The 17,672-nt window shown below is 67.1% G+C and carries 14 protein-coding genes; 5 read left to right on the top strand and 9 right to left on the bottom strand.

The features are described 5' to 3' along the window. Positions 1-183: 183 nt before the first annotated feature. The 4 genes from AC5P7I_RS13795 (at position 184) to AC5P7I_RS13780 (ending at position 6,879) form a co-directional block, all read left to right on the top strand. On the top strand, positions 184-3,663 hold the full coding sequence (locus AC5P7I_RS13795) for a DEAD/DEAH box helicase (RefSeq protein WP_262087583.1): 3,480 nt from the start codon (positions 184-186) through the stop codon (positions 3,661-3,663). A gap of 242 nt (positions 3,664-3,905) precedes the next feature. After that, complete coding sequence (locus AC5P7I_RS13790; protein ID WP_232503899.1) at positions 3,906-4,556, top strand: response regulator transcription factor; 651 nt, start codon at positions 3,906-3,908, stop codon at positions 4,554-4,556. Next, on the top strand, positions 4,553-6,265 hold the full coding sequence (locus AC5P7I_RS13785) for an ATP-binding protein (RefSeq protein ID WP_262087580.1): 1,713 nt from the start codon (positions 4,553-4,555) through the stop codon (positions 6,263-6,265). Before AC5P7I_RS13790 ends, AC5P7I_RS13785 begins: the two co-directional genes overlap by 4 nt. Beyond that, on the top strand, positions 6,262-6,879 hold the full coding sequence (locus AC5P7I_RS13780) for an Hpt domain-containing response regulator (protein WP_262087578.1): 618 nt from the start codon (positions 6,262-6,264) through the stop codon (positions 6,877-6,879). Before AC5P7I_RS13785 ends, AC5P7I_RS13780 begins: the two co-directional genes overlap by 4 nt. Here the strand turns inward: AC5P7I_RS13780 and AC5P7I_RS13775 are convergent, their stop codons facing one another. From AC5P7I_RS13775 to AC5P7I_RS13735, 9 genes are all read right to left on the bottom strand, one after another. Continuing rightward, complete coding sequence (locus AC5P7I_RS13775) at positions 6,880-7,635, bottom strand: SapC family protein (RefSeq protein WP_262087576.1); 756 nt, start codon at positions 7,633-7,635, stop codon at positions 6,880-6,882. 110 nt (positions 7,636-7,745) lie between these two features. Further along, the gene (locus tag AC5P7I_RS13770) at positions 7,746-8,018 is read right to left on the bottom strand and encodes a hypothetical protein (RefSeq protein WP_005409616.1); all 273 of its coding nucleotides are present in this window, start codon (positions 8,016-8,018) and stop codon (positions 7,746-7,748) included. Between the two features lie 252 nt (positions 8,019-8,270). Then, the gene (gene fusA / locus AC5P7I_RS13765; RefSeq protein WP_262087573.1) at positions 8,271-10,307 is read right to left on the bottom strand and encodes an elongation factor G; all 2,037 of its coding nucleotides are present in this window, start codon (positions 10,305-10,307) and stop codon (positions 8,271-8,273) included. 447 nt (positions 10,308-10,754) lie between these two features. After that, on the bottom strand, positions 10,755-11,504 hold the full coding sequence (locus tag AC5P7I_RS13760; RefSeq protein ID WP_262087572.1) for a hypothetical protein: 750 nt from the start codon (positions 11,502-11,504) through the stop codon (positions 10,755-10,757). 63 nt (positions 11,505-11,567) lie between these two features. Beyond that, the gene (locus AC5P7I_RS13755; RefSeq protein ID WP_049403890.1) at positions 11,568-12,329 is read right to left on the bottom strand and encodes a heme ABC transporter ATP-binding protein; all 762 of its coding nucleotides are present in this window, start codon (positions 12,327-12,329) and stop codon (positions 11,568-11,570) included. After that, positions 12,326-13,369 (bottom strand): FecCD family ABC transporter permease, encoded by a 1,044-nt coding sequence (locus AC5P7I_RS13750; RefSeq protein ID WP_046430486.1) that lies wholly within the window; start codon positions 13,367-13,369, stop codon positions 12,326-12,328. The genes AC5P7I_RS13755 and AC5P7I_RS13750 overlap by 4 nt, the downstream gene beginning before the upstream one ends. Then, positions 13,366-14,412 (bottom strand): heme/hemin ABC transporter substrate-binding protein, encoded by a 1,047-nt coding sequence (locus AC5P7I_RS13745; protein ID WP_262087571.1) that lies wholly within the window; start codon positions 14,410-14,412, stop codon positions 13,366-13,368. Before AC5P7I_RS13745 ends, AC5P7I_RS13750 begins: the two co-directional genes overlap by 4 nt. A 51-nt stretch (positions 14,413-14,463) precedes the next feature. After that, positions 14,464-15,840 (bottom strand): YncE family protein, encoded by a 1,377-nt coding sequence (locus AC5P7I_RS13740; RefSeq protein WP_164109205.1) that lies wholly within the window; start codon positions 15,838-15,840, stop codon positions 14,464-14,466. Between the two features lie 122 nt (positions 15,841-15,962). After that, positions 15,963-16,991, bottom strand: a complete 1,029-nt coding sequence (locus AC5P7I_RS13735; RefSeq protein WP_169411023.1) for an alpha/beta hydrolase-fold protein — start codon at positions 16,989-16,991, stop codon at positions 15,963-15,965. Between the two features lie 281 nt (positions 16,992-17,272). Here AC5P7I_RS13735 and AC5P7I_RS13730 point away from each other — a divergent pair, with 281 nt between their 5' ends. Further along, entirely contained in the window at positions 17,273-17,647 is a 375-nt protein-coding gene (locus AC5P7I_RS13730; RefSeq protein WP_014647092.1) for a hypothetical protein, read from the top strand. The last annotated feature ends 25 nt before the right edge of the window (positions 17,648-17,672 follow it).

Below are 17,672 nucleotides of genomic sequence, written 5' to 3'. Positions count from 1 at the left end.
GTGCGTACAGACAGCGGCGCCGCCCTTGGCCTGCCTGCAGCAGCTGGCGCCGGGGTCGCGAACGCTCAAGACTCGCCCGCGGCGGCCGCTAATGGCCAATGCAGGGCTGTGCGCGCCGGCCACAATGGCCGGCGATGGGTGCATCCCGGCCGCAGCCGATTTCACAATGGAAGGAACAGGCAGTTGAAGGAAGAACGACGCAACGCGTTGCAGGCCAGTCATCGCGCGATCCTCAGCTTCTGGCACAGGGTTGAGTTCTTCATACCCTACGATCTGCAGGGCCAGGTCCTTGAGTCGAAGGACGCGGACTGGAGCGTACGGCAGCTGTCCAGGGATCAGCTCGAGCGATTGGACCCGAAGGATCTGTGGTCCCCACCCCTGCCATTCGGTCGCAGGCTGAGCGGATTCGATGTCTACCTCGGCATATTCGACAAAGCCCAGCTGGCCGATATCACCCACCGGGTACTGGCTGAGACGCCAAGCGGAGACGAGTCGCTGGAACAGGACGAACGGGCCGAACTGGAAGGCCTGACCTGCGCGGCCAGCCTGCGGGCAAGCGCCGAGGGCGTGCTGCAGCTGGGTGAAATCTCGGTATCGACCGTTCCGTGGGCACTGGGCACGATCTCCAGGCGTGGCTTGCAGGGCCTGGACTTCGACGCCTTCCAGGCAAGCCTTGAAGCACTCAAGCGCGACGTAGCAACGTTCCGCAGCGCCGCTGCCACCCCCGCCGGACAGGGTGAGGGCCCAACGCCCTGCAGCCCCGACGACCTGTTGCGCCTGCTCGACATCCTGTGCAACTGGTCGGGTCATGACCCTTCCGCGGGCGACGCGTCCGCTCCGCTGCTGGTCATCCGGGCGAAAAGCGTTGAAGACAAGCCGAAGCCGGAACGGGCAGCAAAAGCCACACCCCCAGGGCCGGACAACGAGCCAACGGCGGAAGCGGACGACGCCGAGGACGACGAGGCCCAGCCCGAAGAGGACGCGGAGATCAGCATCCTCAACAGTTTCTTCGTCGAGGATATCGCGCGGGCCATCGGCGCACTCGACCAGGGCAAGGCCAGTGCGCCGCTACGCGCCTATCTGAGCCCATTGCCTGAAAGCCGACGCGAAGACCTTTACACCCCAGAAGGCCATGCGCTGATTGCCGACCGGCTGCGCCCGCGCCACATCAATCGGGGCCACTGGCCCGGCGATCCTGCACACACGATGAGCCTGATGCAGCAGTTCGCTGTGAACAGCATCTTCGAGCAGGTGCGCGATTCAGGCATCTTCTCGGTCAATGGCCCACCCGGAACCGGGAAGACCACGCTGTTGCGTGAGGTCTTCGCTGAGAACATCGTGCGGCGCGCACGTGCATTGTCACAGTACGCGACGCCAGCCGCTGCGCTCGGCCCAGCCCGCGAAGTGAACTTCGAAGGTGAGAAGCCGTGCAGGGTCTCGCCACTGAAGGCCGACCTGACCGGCTTCGAGATGGTGGTCGCATCGTCGAACAATGCCGCCGTGGAGAATATTTCGCGTGACCTGCCGAAGAGCCGGTCACTGGGCAAGCCCGGAGGATCGCGCTGGCGCAACAGCACAGGGGACGTGACCTTCGACTACCTGCGGCCACTGGCCCGCAACCTGCTCGAATGGAACGGCAGGGGCGCCTATGAACGACCGGCGGCAGACAGCGATGCCTGGGGGTTGATCAGCTGCGCGCTGGGCAGGAAGGCCAACCGCGAGGCACTTGTGCGGGCCATCAGCAGGAGCGCCCCAAAAGATGGCAAAACCCCCGCACCGAAGGGCTACGACCGCGCCCGCCACCAGTCGCTCTGGGAGTGGCGGGACAACCCAGCAGCCATGAGCTTCCAGCAGGCCAGGCAGGCGTTCGGCAAGGCCGATGCGATCGTCAATGGCCTGGTCGAAAAGCTTGATCGGCTCGCCTCGCTCAGCCGTGAAATCAGCGGCAACGATGAGGAGAGCTTCTGCCGGCAAACGACTTCTCAGCTTCGCGATGCACAGCGCGCGCATGAGGAAGCTGCACAGCAGTGCCGTGCACTCGAGGGCCAGCGCAGCAGATCCGATGAACAGCTCGCCCTGCTCAAGGCGCAACGCATCCTGCTCAGGGAAGAGAAGCCTGGCTGGTGGGCCCGCATCTTTGACCGGCAGCGCGCGCACAGCCATGCGGCCGCAATGGTGCAGAACGCAGATCATCAGCACCGATGGACCCAGCGCGGGCTCGAACTCGGGACGCAATGCGATACGGCGCAACAGCACCTGGGCCGAACCGCGAGCACCCTGGCCGAGGCATCGGCCGCCGCGGAGGCACGGGCGCAGCAATGGGCTGGAATGACGCAACAGCTCGAACAACTGAAAGCCGAATTCGGCACCGCGTCCCATCCCGCCGACGCGGCCGAACTGGAAGGTCAGGACTGGCAGATCAAGGGAGTCTGGAACAGCGAGCAGCTCAACGAGCAGCGCGCCAACCTCTTCGTGGCGGCACTGCAGCTTCACCAGGCCTGGCTGCACGAAGTCGTGCAGAAGGGCGGCGGCTTCGCCCAGAACGTCATTGCACTGTGCCACCTGCTGAGTGGCAAGCGGCTGCAGGAGCCACGCGATGCGCTGGCCATCTGGCAGAGCCTGTTCATGATCGTGCCGGTTGTCTCCAGCACGTTCGCCTCGGTCGCACGCCAGTTCCGCCACCTGGGGCCGGACTCGATCGGCTGGCTGTTCATCGATGAAGCTGGCCAGGCCGTGCCGCAGGCGGCGGTCGGTGCACTGCTGCGCTCCAGGCGCGCGGTCGTGGTGGGTGATCCGCTGCAGATCGAGCCGGTGTTCACCGTGCCGGTCAAGCTGCTGCAGGCGCTGGGCCGAACCAGCGCACTGCCTGCAGGCGTGAATGTCTCGCCCGACAAGACCTCCGTACAGGTACTGGCCGACGAGGCCAACCCGCTCGGTGCCCGCATGGAGTCGGGCGGCTCGCCGCTCTGGATCGGCAGCCCGCTGCGCGTGCATCGTCGCTGCGTCGAACCGATGTTCTCCATTGCCAACACGATTGCCTACGAGGGGAAGATGATCTTCTCCAACCCCTGGGAACCCAGTGCGGCGCGGCCACCCGCCGACAGCCTGGACATCGGCAGCAGCGCCTGGGTACACGCCCCCGGCCGCACCAGCGACAAGCAGGTCGTGCCGTGCCAGATCGACCTGGTGCAGCGGGCGTTGGCCGCGCTCTATCACAGCACCGGAAGCCTTCCCCCGGTCTACATCATTTCGCCCTTCAAGCGCATCAAGAATGCCCTGCTCGAGCGACTGCGGAGCCAGGACGCCTGGCTTGGCCCGGATGCCCCACCCGGCACGCAGGCGCCACGCACCACCGAACTGCACACGTGGTGCAGGGAGCGCGTCGGCACCGTGCACACCTTCCAGGGCAAGGAGGAAAGCATTGTCTGGATGGTCCTGGGCTGCGACACGGATACGGTGGGCGCGGCGCACTGGGCCTCCAGCAAGCCCAATCTGCTCAACGTCGCCGTCACCCGTGCCCAGCACCGCTGCTTCCTGATCGGAGACACCGCACTCTGGGGCGGCCTGCGCCACTTCTCAGACGCCCATGCCAAACAGTTGCCCCGCATCACCCCGGCGCAGTTCCTGGGTCGCATGTCGATCCCCCGCGTGCAGACTCGATAGCCCTGCCCTGCCCTGACGGCGTCAACCAGTCAGGTCAGGGGCGCAGGGTCACGCCGGCGTGACGCGTCACATTAATGGTTCCGGCAGCCACGACGGGACGCCTGCAGCACCCCATCCATTTACGTCACGAATGCGTAAGCCCCGGCCGATCAACTGCGTCCATCGATCTTTAGGAATAGTCGTAAAAACGCAACGAATTCGATGTTCGACGCGACAGCGGCGCCAGAATGGCGGCCACGCCCATGGGCGCCGACCACCTCCCGCGCATGAATGGATTTCCTGCACCGCGTCGGCTTCGCCTGGCGCTCCTGGACGATCACGAAGTCGTCCGTCGCGGCACCGCCCTGCACCTGTCAGGCGATCTCCGCTTCGACATCGTCGCCAGCCACGGTTGCAGCAACGAACTGCTCTGCAGCCTGCAACGCACACCAGTGGATGTGGCCATCATCGATCTCACGCTTGCCCGTGACGACCTGGGTAGCCTCGAGCTGGTTGCGCTGCTGCGCCGGGAATTCCCGCGCACGCCATTGCTGGCCTTCGCCACGCTCTGCCCCACCACCAACCTCAACAGCCTGATCGATGCCGGACTCAACGGATTCGTCAGCAAGGCCGAACCGCTTGCTGCATTGTCCGACGCCATCGTACGTGTTTCCCAGGGCCTGACCCGGGTTCCACCGGACGTCAGGCTGGCCGGCGATCGCGGCGAGCTCAGCCGCAACGAGCGCGAAGTACTCGGCCTGCTGTTGGAAGGCTTGACGGTCTCCGAGATCGCATTGCGGCGGCACCGCAGCATCAAGACTGTCAGCACGCAGAAGGTGGCTGTGCTGCGCAAGCTGGGATTGCGCAGCGACGTGGAAATCTACGCACTGCGCGAACGACTGGAGACACCGTGAGGCGCCAGCCGCCGTTGCGCCGCCGCTTCCTGTCCACGGGGCTGCTGGCGCTCCTTCTCCTGCCGGCTGCCTCGGCCGAAGATATCCGCTCGCCACGCTGGCTGCCGGGCAGCACTGTACGGGTCGCCACGACTCCCTCCCTGCGCCCCCTGCCCGCGGCCCTGGCCGATCCGTCATCACCGCCAACGCTCGCCCATGGCTATGCCAACCTGGTGGCGCGGCACGCCCAATTCCGTTTCCTGGAACACCCCTACCCGACAACCGCCGCATCGATCCTCGCTGTATGCCATCACGAGGCTGACCTGGTCATGGTGTTTGGCGGCGCAAGGCACCAGGCGCTGCCCTGCCCCGGCCTTGCCGCGTCCACCCCGTTCCGTGGCGGCGCCACCCTGTTGGCCGGACGCGCCGGCGAGTGGCTGCCACGGGAGATGCGCGAACTCGACGGCCGGGTCATCGCCGTCGTTGAAGGCGGGCCCTACGCCAGCTGGCTGCACGCGCATCACCCGCAGGTCCGGCTGCGGCAGCTGCCAGACCGGCATGCAGCACTGGCGGCAGTCGAAGCCGGCCTGGCGGACGTGGCGATTGGCCTGGAGCCCACGCTGCGCCCCCTGGTTCGACGCCATTTCAATGGCAGCCTGCGCCTGCAGCCGTTCGATAGCGGTTTCTCCACCGACCTTTACCTGCTGGTTCGCCGGGAAGACCAGCAGCTGCTTGGGCGCATCGAACAGGCATTGCGGGAGATCACACTGGAAGAGCACGCAGGCCTGCTCCACCCATGGGCAGGCCAGACCCTGCCTGCCGCGGCCGGGAATGCACTGGACTGGATGCAGGCGTCGCCCCCGCGCGGGTGGCTGCTGCTGGCCCCACTGCTGATTGCCCTGCCGCTGCTGTGGCTCGCAATGCGCCACCTGCGGGCGCGCGGTGACCGAAGCAGCGCGCATGCCATCGGCGTGATCAGCCACGAGATGCGCAACTCGGCGCAGGCCGTGCTGACCTCGATCGAGCTGCTGGGGCAATCGACATTGCCCAAGGGCGAGCGTGACCTGCTCGCCGCTGCCAGCAGCGCCAGCCAATCCCTGCGCAGCCTGTTGAATCGCGCACTGGATTTTTCGCGCCTTGCGAGCGGCGCTTTCAAGCCGCATGCGCAACCCTGCGATGCAACCCAGCTGTGCCGGCAGGCTCTGGAGGCGATCCGGCCACATGCCCAGCGGAAAGGCCTGCAGCTGCATCTCGATGCCCAGGGCGCATCCCCGTCGAACATCCTGGTGGACGCCGATGCGCTACGCCAGATTGCCAGCAATCTATTGGCGAACGCAGTGAAGTTCAGCGATTCCGGCCGCATCGAGCTGCGCCTGCAACTGATGCCGGCGGCGCGTCCGCGGGCGCTGCTGCTGGAGGTGATCGACAGCGGCATCGGCATCGCGCCGGCGCAGGTAGCCACCCTGTTCCAGCCTTTCCAGCAAGGCAGCAGCGGACAGCGGCGTGGCGGAAGTGGGCTGGGGCTTTCCATCGCGCGCGAGCTGGCCCGCGCAATGGGCGGCGACCTCACTGTGCACAGCGTGCTGGGCCGTGGCAGTCGCTTCATCCTGCGCCTGCCGGTGTGCCCGGCTGGCACCGGCGTGGATGCCCAGGACATGCCCGTGGCGATACGCCACTGGCCGGACTGCACCTGCTGCTGGTCGAGGACCACGAGCTCAATCGCCACGTGATCGCCGAACAGCTGCGGCGCTGGGGCGCAGAGGTGTGCGCCGTGAAAGATGCGGCCAGTGCCCTGGCCGAACAGGCACGACAGCCCCGCTCCGTTGCTCTGATCGACATTGGGTTGCCTGGCGCCGATGGTCACGTGCTGGCGCGCAAGCTACGCGGGTCTGCCGGGCGCACCGTTCGCCTGATCGCATTGTCTGCCCGCACCGGACGGCGTCATCGCGCACGCTGCCACCGCTCGGGCTTCGACGCGGTGCTGGCCAAGCCGCTGCGCGCCGCCCAGCTGCTGCCTGCGCTCGGCATTGCGCGACCAGAGGGCCTGGGCGCAGCCGCGCAGACGATTGACATGGACGCGGCCTACATCGCCGACATCCACGATGAGCTCGGCAACATGGAGCGGGTTATTGATCGAGCGGATGCATCGGCACTGGGCCATCACGCGCACCGATTGCAGGGCACGCTGCAGATGCTGGGCCAATGCGAGCATGCGGCCATCGCGGCGGAGCTGGTCGACCTGGCGCATGACGCCGCGCCGGACTGGGCCGATGCGCGGCGCCTGCTGGACGTGCTGAAGGCCGGACAGGGCTCCCGCCCAGCGGGAACCCTGCCAATGCCTTGATCAGGCGGACAGGCGCTCGACCTGGCGACGGGTCAGGTCATTGAAGCGACCCAGCGACATCAGGTGCTGGTGGATCAGTGCCAGCCAGCCGCTGCGGTGCCACTCGACCACGGTGGCTTCCGGCAGCGCAACGAACTTCTCGACGTCCACCACCAGGAAGCCATTGAGGTTGAACTCGCGGCCATCCGGGGTACGCACGGTGGCGTTGCGCTCGACCAGCAGGCCGTTGTCGGTCAGGGCCTTGGAGAAGGCCAGGGTCTGTTCGTGCTCGCGGGTGTACTGGCCGCAGAACTCCAGCGCCTGCTGCACCATTTCGGTGGCCTTGCCGTCAACGAACAGCGGCTGGCCTTCCTCGCCGCCCTTGACCACGCGCGGGCTTTCTTCGTCGATGCCCAGCAGGAAGTCATTCTCCGCGCCGGTGTCGATGAAGATGAAGGGGTGGCGGCGCAGGTAGGCCGGAATATAGGCCTCGTCTTCCCACAGGCCGTCCTTGATGAACAGGTTCTGGTCGGACACGCCGACGGCAGCCATCGGAACCGCACCGGGGCCGGCGAACAGGATCGGGAAATGATGCAGCGCCAGCGAGAACTCGCCCAGCACCAGCGGAATGGCGTTGTTGCCGGCGGCGAACTCGAGCTTGCCCGGCAGGATGCGCAGATCGGCGTGCACATCGGCCTGCAGCGGCACCGGACGGGTATAGAACAGGGGAGCGCCGCTCGGCGCCGCTTCGGTGGTGGTGTCGCTGGTGGTGGTCATCTTGGGAACCGTTCGATCATGCGCGCCTGCCATCCCGGGCACGCCAGCGGGAACAACCTGAATCCCGCATTATCAACAAGCTCGATGACAACGGCCACCCCGCCAGCGAACTATTTCAGCTGCAGGGGGTAGCGCTGCCAGAGCACGTGGACCAGGAATCCGGCCAGTTCGGTGTCGCGCGCGCTCACCGCTGCACGGATCTTGTCCAGCAGCACCATGTCGCTGCAGGAGCGCACATCGGCGTGGTTGGCCTGCCCTGCCCGGCGCGCACGATAGCGTGCGGCCCGCTGCGCATCGCTCATCGCATACCCGAACTTGGGCGGACGACCGCGCTTGCGCGGCAGGGTCAGCTCCAGGGTTCCGGGGTCTTTGTCATCACGCATGAGAGGGGTGCGGGCGGCGGCGAGCAACGGGGGGTGCGCAATTTATCGTGAGGCATCACTTTAATCCAGCTTTTTCTGCAGTTTTGTTGCATCGCAATGCAAAAAAACGCATCGCGAGGGCCCCATCCACGCATGGCGTGGATCTAGTGCAGAGCTCGCGACCCGATCACCCGGTAGATCCACGCCATGCATGGATGCGGAAACCCGAACCCACAAAAAAGGGAGCCCGCGAACGGGCTCCCCTCACCTTCTTCATGCAGCGCGCACCGGCTCGTAGCCATGCAGGTGCGCCTCGCTGCTGGCCCGCCCCTGGCTGAGCGAACGCAGCGAGGTGGTATAGCCCACCAGCTGCGCCAGCGGTGCGAAGCCACTGACCTCGGCGCGACCATCCTGATCGTCGATGCGGGCAATGCGACCATGGCGGCGGTTGAGGTCGCCGACCACATCACCCACCGACGCTGACGGCGAATGCACCGTCACCGCCATCACCGGCTCCAGCAGCTGCGTGCCGCCTTCGGCCAGCGCCGCCTTGATCGCCTCGGCGCCTGCGCGATGGAACGCCATCTCCGAGGAGTCCTTGGCATGGGTCTGGCCATCGACAAGACTGACCTCGATGCCGACCACCGGATGGCCCTGGGGGCCTTCCGACAGCGCAGCACGCACACCTTTCTCCACCGCCGCGATGAAGCTGCGCGGCACCACGCCACCGACGATGCGGTCGTTGAATACGACCTGGTCGTCCTCGCGCGGCGATACATCCAGTACCACGTGCGCGAACTGGCCCTGGCCGCCGGTCTGCTTGACCAGCCGCCCGACGACGCCGGTCATCGCACGCGTCGGCGTCTCCTGGTAGGCCACGCGCGGCGCACCTACGCCTACGTCGACCTTCCATTCGCTGCGCAGGCGCTCGACCATCACCTCCAGGTGCAGTTCGCCCATGCCCCAGACCAGGGTCTCCGCCGTGTCGCGATCGGTTTCGACGCGGAACGAGGGATCTTCCTGGGCCAGGCTGGCCAAACCCTGTGCCATCCGGATCAGGTCGGCCGCACGCGCCGGCTCCAACCGCCACGCCAGCACCGGTGCCTGTGCCTGGATGTTCTCCAGGCGCAGCGGCTGCGCACGACCGCTCAGCGTTTCACCACTGACCGCATCCTTCCAGCCCAGCACTGCAACGATGTCACCGGCCACGGCCTGTTCGATGTCGTGGGTCTGGTCGGCCTGCACCCGCACCAGGCGACTGACACGCCGCCCCTGCGGATGCTGCGAACTGGCCACCGCATCGCCCACCTTCAAGGTGCCCGAGTAAAGCCGCACGAAGCTCAACGCGCCGTGCTGCTGGTGGGTGATCTTGAACAGCAGGCCGGCCAGCGGACCGTCCGGGTCCGGCGGCAGCACGACCTCGCCCTCATCGCTTTCGGCGCTGACGGCAGGGCGATCCAGCGGCGACGGCAGGTAATCGACCACGGCGTCCAGCAGCGTCTCGATACCCTTGTCCTTGAACGCAGCACCGGCCAGCACGGGCACGCCCGCACCCGCCAGCGTCGCCCGGCGGATCGCCGCGCGCAGCTGCCCGGCATCGATCACGCGACCTTCCAGCCAGGCATCGGCCAGTTGCTCATCGTGATCGGCCACGGCCTCGACCAGCGCATCGCGCTGGGCTTGCCACTGGGCCCGCGCCGCTTGGTCCCACGGGGTCACCGTGGTTGCGGCACCATCCTGCCACTGCAGCACGCGCTCATCGACCAGATCGACCCAGCCGTTGAAGCCACTTTCGCTGCCCAACGGCACGCCCAGCGCCCACGGCCGCGCCCGCAGCTTGTCCCGCAGCTGCTCCAGTACGCGCTCGAACGAAGCGCCGACGCGGTCCATCTTGTTGACGAAAGCGATCAGCGGCACGCGGTGGCGACGCGCCTGGCGCCACACGGTTTCGGACTGCGGCTGCACGCCATCCACGGCCGAGAACACGGCCACGGCGCCGTCGAGCACGCGCAGTGAACGCTCGACCTCGATGGCGAAGTCGATGTGGCCAGGGGTGTCGATCAGGGTCAGCCGATGCGGCGGCAGGTCGCGCGGCGCCCACTGCGCCTGCACGGCGGCAGCGCCGATGGTGATGCCGCGTTCGCGTTCGATCGCCGAGAAATCGGTGGTCGCGTTGCCGTCGTGCACTTCACCGACGCGGTGGATCTCGCCGCTTTTCCACAGCAGGCGTTCGGTCAGCGTGGTCTTGCCGGCGTCGATGTGGGCAATGATGCCAAGGTTGCGACGACGGGAAAGGACTTGGGTGTTCATATAGAGATTCCTGCAAAGCCAACTTCAGGGGCCGCGCCCCCCGGTTGGCGACAGGGTGCGCGGCTAGCGTTCGGTCTCGGCGATGTGGTGCATGGCACGTTCTCCTTTGCAGTACTGGGTAGCGTCGGCTGGGTAGCGTCGACTGGGTAGAGTCGACTGTTAGTCGACTAACAAAAACAAAAAGAGCGCCCCGGGGGGCGCTCTGTCGAAGGTCCAGCGATGGCCGCTTCAACGGCCTCGTGGGGCTCCAGGCAGACACGCCCGTTCCGCGTTGGCGCGGGTCAGGGTGAAAAACTTCAGGAGCGGCATCCGATTCATGGGGCGCATTCTAGACCTGCCAATCTGGCGCGCAAGTGAATATTGCAAACATAAATGGAACGATGAGGCCGACAATGATCGGGGTCAGATCCCTTTGCCCCTGGGCAAAGGGTTCTGACCTCTCAGCCTTTACTTGCAGCCGTGCAGCGTGCGCGCCTCGGCCACGGTCGCCGCCTGGTCATCCCCCATCGGAATCCACCCCTTCAGCGACGTCGCCGGGTCAATGTGCGGCAGCCGCGGGCCACCATGGATCAGCACCTCGGTCCAGCTCCCCACCGGCGCCAGTTCGGACAGGCGTGCCGCCTGGTCATCCTCGGTGCTGAACGTGTCGTCCGGGCTCGCCGGGGGCGTCGTGTTCACGGTCTCGGTCTTGCGGGAATGCACACGCAGCGCGCCGCCCGGCATGCGCTGGGTGGTGACGTCGTAGCGCTCGATACCGTACGCCCAATGGCTTTCACCAATGCTGCGGGTCTCGCTTCCGTCATCCGCCACAGCCACCACCTCGCCCGCCGGCCCGACCACGCCCGCGACAGCACCCAGGCCGGACATCAGCGCCTGGTAGACGATCATCTGCCGCTGCTCGGTGCTCAACGCACCGGCCTTGAGCTTGGCAGGGGGAATCTGCAGGTATGCCGCCTCCTTGCAAAGCACCAGCACCTGCTGGTCATCCCAACTCACGGACATTTCCTCGCTGGCGAAGTACTGCGTCCGGATGGACGCAACAGGAGAACCCGCGCCAGCGGAATGCCGTATCTCGATCAGCGAGGCATTCTCCGCCGCATCGGTCAGCGAAACCGGAGAGGTGGAAGCCGCAGTCGCAGCGCCTGCGAAGCCAACCAACACGGCCAGCAGCGTGCCGCGCGAAATGCTACAGATCATTGCATCAGTCCATTGAGGGAATACCGGTCAGACATGATACGCGGCGACGGCAGCAGATCCGGACTACGTCACCACCACCAACGGCACCCCGCGCCGCGGATGCTCCAGCACCACCACATCCTGCTGATAGACCCGCTGCAGGTTGTCTTCGGTGAGCACCTGCAGCGGCGTGCCATCGGCGGCCACCCTGCCCTGTTCCAGCAACACGATGCGGTCGGCATAGCCGGCGGCCAGGTTCAGATCGTGCAGCACCACGATCACGCACGCGCCGGCTTCGGCACAGGCACGCACACTGCGCAACGTACGCTCCTGGTGGCGCAGATCCAGCGCCGCGGTCGGTTCATCAAGCAACAGCAGCGGCGTGTCCTGCGCCAGCACGCGCGCGAACGTGGTCCGGGCGGACTCGCCACCGGACAGCTGCTGCACTTCGCGCAGGCGTAGCGCCTGCAGTTCGGCGGCATCGATGGCAGCTTCCACCCGTGCATCGTCCACACGCGGATCCGGCGGATGCGGCAATCGTCCCATCGCCACCACTTCTTCCACGCTGAAGGCGAAGCGCACGCCATGTTCCTGCGGCATCACCGCGCGCTCGCGTGCCAGCGGCCCGGCCTTGTAGCTGGCCAGCGGTTTGTCCAACAGGCTCACCTCGCCCGCATCGGCGCGCAGGTCACCGGCCGCCACCGCCAGCAACGTAGACTTGCCCGCGCCGTTCGGGCCAACCAGCGCGGTCACCGTGCCCGGTTCGAACGCCAGCGAGATGCCATGCAGGATCTCGCGCTGCTGGCGGCGCACCACCACCTGGTGCAGTTTCAGCAGCACGCTCATGGCGCCGCCTTGCGGCGCTGCTGCAGCACCAGCCAGAGGAAGAACGGAGCACCCAGCGCGGCCGAGAACAGGCCCAGCGGAATCTCCGCAGGTGGATCGAGCGTGCGTGCGGCGGTGTCGGCCACCACGATCAGCAGCGCACCGAGCAGCCCGGACAACGGCAGCAGCCAGCGATGACCCGGGCCGACCAGCAGTCGCGCCACGTGCGGCACCACCAGGCCGACGAAGCTGATCGAGCCCGCGAACGCCACCGCTGCGCCCACCAGCAGCGCACTGAACGCGACCAGGCGACGCCGCGTACGGGTCACGTCCAGCCCCAGGTGCTGCGCCTGGCGCTCACCCAGCGCCAGCATGTCCAGCGGCGTGGCCAGTCGCTGCAGCGCAAACACGCCGAGCGCAAACAGCGGCACCACCGCGGCCACGTCGGCCCAGTTGGCGCGCGCCAGCGAGCCCATCTGCCAGAACACCAGCGACTGCAGCTCGCTTTCGCTGGCGATGTAAGTAAGGAAACCAATCAGCGCCGAGCAGAACGCGGCCATCGCGATGCCGACCAGAAGCAGCGTGGCATTCCCACTGCCTTTGCCGGGCCGGGCCAGCGCATAGGTCAGGCCGATCGCCAGCGCGCCGCCGACGAAGGCTGCCACCGGCACCAGCCAGCCGGCCGCACCGGCAGCGCCGAGAACAATGGCAGCCACCGCACCCAGCGCAGCACCCTGGCTGACACCGACGATGCCGGGGTCGGCCAGCGGATTGCCAAACAGGCCCTGCAGGCTGGCACCGGCCATCGCCAGCGACGCACCGACCATCGCGCCCAACAGGGCGCGCGGAATGCGCAGCTGCCAGACCACGGCCAGATCACGGCTGCTGACTGCCCCTGGGTCAAGCAGGCCCAGCTTCACCGCAAGCGCCTGCATCACCTCCAGCGGCGGCAACCGCAACGGACCCACGGCGAACGACGCCAGCACTGCCCCCAGCAGCGCCAGCAACGCCACCATCAACATCGTCCGCCCGCGACGGCGGCGCCGATCCGCCGGACTCATGCCTTCGGCAAGGCTGCCAGGGCCTTGGCCAGCGCCAGCGCGCCCGCACCAGAACCCACGCTGGTGTACTTCAGCTGCACATCCGGCATCACCCAGACCCGATTGGCCTGCCCGGCCGGCGTCTGCTTCAGCGTCGGGTACGCCTTCCACAGGCCTTCGGCACCGCCGAACAGCCGCAGGTCATGCTCGGTCACCAGGATCACCTCCGGTGCCGCGGCGACCACCCCCTCGTTGCTCAGCTGCGAGTAGTTCTTCACCCCGGCCTCGGTGCCGATGTTGATGCCGCCGGCCAGCGCGATCAGCTGCGCTGACGCGCTGTCGGCACCGGCAACAGTGGGCGAGCCGCCAGCGCCGGTGGCCGATACGTGGATCAGTCGTGGCGCATGGCCCAGGCCCTTGCCAATCGCTGCAGCCTCGTCGAGCTGGCGCTGCACCTGCGTGGCCAATGTTTGCCCCGCTTCGGCCAGCCCTAGTGCGGCGGCGACCTTGCGCACCTTGTCCGGGGCCGGCTGCAGATCATCGATGACCACCGCCGGCTCACCGACTTCGCGCAGCTTTTTGGCCAGCTCGGTGTGGCGGCGCAGGCTGTTGCCGAGGAACAGCGAGCCCTGCAGGCTCAGCACGCCCTCCACGCCGGTGGTGCGGTTGAACAGGAACTGGTGCGGCGCGGCCAGGCCGGCCTGGGTGGTGGTGTTGGTCGGCGCGGCGAATACCTGCGTGCCCAGCCCCAGTGCTTCGATCACCGCGATGACGTCGTCGCCACCGGCAATGATCCGGCTGGTATCGGTCACCTCGATATCGGCGCCGTCATCGGAATGCACCTTGGCCGGCAGCATCGCCTTCTGGTCATGCACGGCCGGCAGCTCGGCACCGGCCACGCGCTGCCAGCCTGCCGGCAACGCGGTTTCGGCAGCGGCCGGTGCGGCGGGCGGCTCGGCGGCCTTCTGGCCATCAGGCGGTGTCGACGCGCCGCCACAGGCGGCCAGTACCAGCGAAACAGCCAACGGAAGCGCACACAGGCGCAGACGGGACGCGGTGTTCATGCTCGTTCTCCTTGCTGGCAGGGCGGCGCGCACGCCGCCCCACCGTGTGACTTACTGCTTCGGGGTGATGCGGGTGATGCGGTCACCCTTCGGGTCCTCAGCGCCGCGCGACTTGTTCACCGCGAACACGTTGCCCTTGCCATCGGCGCGGACGTGGTTCGGCAGCGTGCCGCCATCAAGATTGGCGACCACCTTGCCGTCACCATTCACCACGGTGACCGTGCCAGCGCCACGGTTGCTGACATAGGCCAGGCCGGAGGCATCATCGAAGGCGACGTTCAGCGCACCGGCGCCGACCGGCACGTCATGCAGCACCTTGCCGGCAGCCACGTCGACGATCAGCAGGTTGTCGGTGCCCTGCGAGGCGACGTACAGGCGGTTGCGTGCCGCATCGAAGGCCACGCCCGAGGCACTGATCGAATTACCCAGATCGATGACCTTCTCGACCTTGCCGCTGGCCACATCGATCACCGCCGCTTCCGGGGTGCCGATGCTGACGGTGAACAGCTTGCCGCCCTTCTCGTCCAGCACCAGGCTCATCGGGGTGAACGTGCCGTCGTCCACGCCGGATTCCAGCGTCACTGCCGGCAGCTCCTTGAAGGTCCTGGCGTCGAACACCGACAGGTGGTCCTCGCCCGTCGCCGAGGCGAACACCTTGCCGCGGGTGCCATCGACCACCACGTCGCGCGCGTGCGGCACAGTGTCGGCCGGGAACTGGTGGACCAGCGACAGGTCCTTCTGCCGGTAGACCGCGATCGAGTTCTGGCGGGTGTTGGTCACCCAGACGTTGCCGTTGGTGTCATCCACGCCCACGCCGTAGACCGCATAGACCGCGCCATTGGTGCTGCCCGGTACCTGCGCCGGGGTGATCGCCCTGGTCACCTTCAGCGACGTCGGGTCCAGCTTCAGCAGCTGCGACTGGGTCACCGGCGGGCGGCCCACCGCCGAGGTCACGAACACCGCATCGCTGGCGGCGCTGTAGGCGGACTGGTACAGGCCCGGCACCAGCTTGCTGGACCGGGTGGCGAACTGCGCCTGGCCGGACAGCGGCAACTGCGGCGACACGCGCAGCTTCAGCACCGTGGCCGCAGCCGGCTGGCTGGCGCGCACCACCACCGGGTGGGTGCCCGGCACCGCGTCGGCCGGAATGCTCAGCTGGGTCTTGAAGTTGCCATCGGCATCGACCACCACCGGCTGTGCGTTGAGCACGCTGTCGCCACGCAGCAGGCTGACCTTCTGGCCCGGCACGAAACCACGGCCGACCACGTCGGCGGTGCTGCCGGGAACCACGTTCTCACCGCGTGAGACGACCTCACCCTTGAAGGTGGCGTTGGCCGGCTGGTCGAACACCGGCTGCGCGGTGGCGGTCACTGCCAGCAGCAGGCCGGCAGCGAGAGAGGTAAGACGGAGAGACGGACGGAACGACATGGCAGGCTCCTTGCACACGTAGGCCGCGCCACGTGGCGCGGGGGTCATCGGTTGCCTGGGCCGCTGCACGTCGGCAGCCTCGCCTGGGTAGTGGGGTCGCACGGCAGCGCGTGCGAAGGGATTCATTCGGCGGCGTTGTCACCGCCATTGGGCGCGCCATCGCCGGCGCTGCGATCGGTCACGCCGTACAGCTCATGCAGCGCCGCATGGAAGGACGCCGGCAGCATCGGGCCGTGGCCAAGGCCGGGGAACTCGCGGTACTGCACGCTCAGGCCCAGCACCTTGCCCAAGCGCTCGGACAGCTGCATCGCCGCATCCGGGGTGGCGCCACCGATGCGGCGCAGGTGCGCGACCACGCGCGGATTGTTCATGTCGCGCTTGCCGCGATCACCGACACGCTCGGCACCGCCCAGCATCAGCCAGAGCCTTGCCGGTTGGCCGTGCACGTTCTGCACGAACTGTTGTTCCGGATCCCCCAGCGCCGCACCCTGGCTCCACCACAGCGACGGGCTGGCGGCCAGATAGGACTGGAAGGCGGCCGGGCGCGTGTACAGCACATTGAGCACGAACAATCCACCCAGTGAGTGGCCCCACAGCGCTTGCTGCTGCGTGTCGATGCGTGCGCGACGCTCCACTTCCGGCTTGATGCGGCGCTCGATCACATCCAGGAACGCGGCAGCCCCACCGCCAACCGCCTGGGTCGTACCGCTCTCGTCGTCGGCACGGTCGATCCATGCGGTGTAGTCGCGGGTGCGCGCCTTGGAATCGATGCGCAGGTCGTTGTCGTAGCCGATCAGCACCAGCACCGGCGGCGCCTTGCGCGCGGCCAGCTCGGCCAGCAACGGCTGATCCAGGACCATCGCGACGGCGTTGCCGTCCAGCGCGTAGAGCACCGGGGATGGCGTCTTGCCGGCCTTGGCCGGAATCGCCAGGTTCACCCGCCAGCGGCGTTGCTGGTCGGGACTGTCCACCACGAAATGCTCGAAGCGATAGCTGGCCGCCGGCTCGTCGAGCACGGTGCGGCCGATCTTCTGCAGCGGGTTGCGCTGCTGTGCATGGGCATATGGGGTGGCCAGGAGCAGACCCATCATCAAGGCGGCCAAGCCGCGGGCCAGCAGACCACGGCGCGAAGGCGGAACAAAGTGCTTCATCAGCGGCGGCAGAAGCGGCCCAGGGCCGCCGGTTCACAAGGGACCGCAGTCTACCTTAAACGCGAATGATTATCACATCGATCAAACGTCACGCTGTGTATCACGCGCGCGCATGCCCGGGTTGCGCAAGGGGCAGCAATTCCCCTATTTTGCCGCCCATCGGGGCATTGGATCGCCCCGCTTCCAGCGCAGCCATGGATGGCGGGCACTTGCCGCCATCCGGGTCGCGTTCATCTGCACACAACCGCCATGGGATTGGATCCCATGATTGTGAGACTCCCTTGAAGCACACCACCCTGATCGCCCTCTCCCTCGGCCTGCTTGCGCCGCTGGCCGCCCATGCCGCACAGGACCTGCCAACGCTCTACCAGGCCTTTGAAGAAGCCGGCAATTCGTCACTGGGCATGGACCAACTCAACCAGACGGTGACATTCACTGCCGTAGCCCTGAGCGTTTCCAGCAACCTGGCGGGCGAGCCGCTGATCGAGGCCGGCGACGACCAGGGCAATGTCCTGGCCCGGCTGACCAGCGACGACGAACAGCAGGCGGCCAAGCTGGGCGCACTGGAAGAAGGCGCGACGTTCACCGCCAGCTGCACGCTGCAGTTCAGTTCCGGCACGGACTACCTGTCCTTCGGCGACTGCACCATCAAGTAAAGACGAAGCCGGCGAAATGCCGGCT

The organism is Stenotrophomonas sp. YJH_SMC_138, assembly GCF_059369855.1.
The sequence above is the reverse complement of the archived record's forward strand: the minus strand, read 5'-3'. Positions and strand labels throughout refer to the sequence as shown.

Coding starts and splice junctions, on each gene's coding strand:
- AC5P7I_RS13755 (WP_049403890.1), bottom strand. CDS start 12,329: ATGAGCGTGCTGCTGAAACTGCACCAGGTGGTGGTGCGCCGCCAGCAG.
- AC5P7I_RS13790 (WP_232503899.1), top strand. CDS start 3,906: ATGGGCGCCGACCACCTCCCGCGCATGAATGGATTTCCTGCACCGCGT.
- AC5P7I_RS13740 (WP_164109205.1), bottom strand. CDS start 15,840: ATGTCGTTCCGTCCGTCTCTCCGTCTTACCTCTCTCGCTGCCGGCCTG.
- AC5P7I_RS13745 (WP_262087571.1), bottom strand. CDS start 14,412: ATGAACACCGCGTCCCGTCTGCGCCTGTGTGCGCTTCCGTTGGCTGTT.
- AC5P7I_RS13760 (WP_262087572.1), bottom strand. CDS start 11,504: ATGATCTGTAGCATTTCGCGCGGCACGCTGCTGGCCGTGTTGGTTGGC.
- AC5P7I_RS13750 (WP_046430486.1), bottom strand. CDS start 13,369: ATGAGTCCGGCGGATCGGCGCCGCCGTCGCGGGCGGACGATGTTGATG.
- AC5P7I_RS13775 (WP_262087576.1), bottom strand. CDS start 7,635: ATGACCACCACCAGCGACACCACCACCGAAGCGGCGCCGAGCGGCGCT.
- AC5P7I_RS13735 (WP_169411023.1), bottom strand. CDS start 16,991: ATGAAGCACTTTGTTCCGCCTTCGCGCCGTGGTCTGCTGGCCCGCGGC.
- fusA (WP_262087573.1), bottom strand. CDS start 10,307: ATGAACACCCAAGTCCTTTCCCGTCGTCGCAACCTTGGCATCATTGCC.
- AC5P7I_RS13770 (WP_005409616.1), bottom strand. CDS start 8,018: ATGCGTGATGACAAAGACCCCGGAACCCTGGAGCTGACCCTGCCGCGC.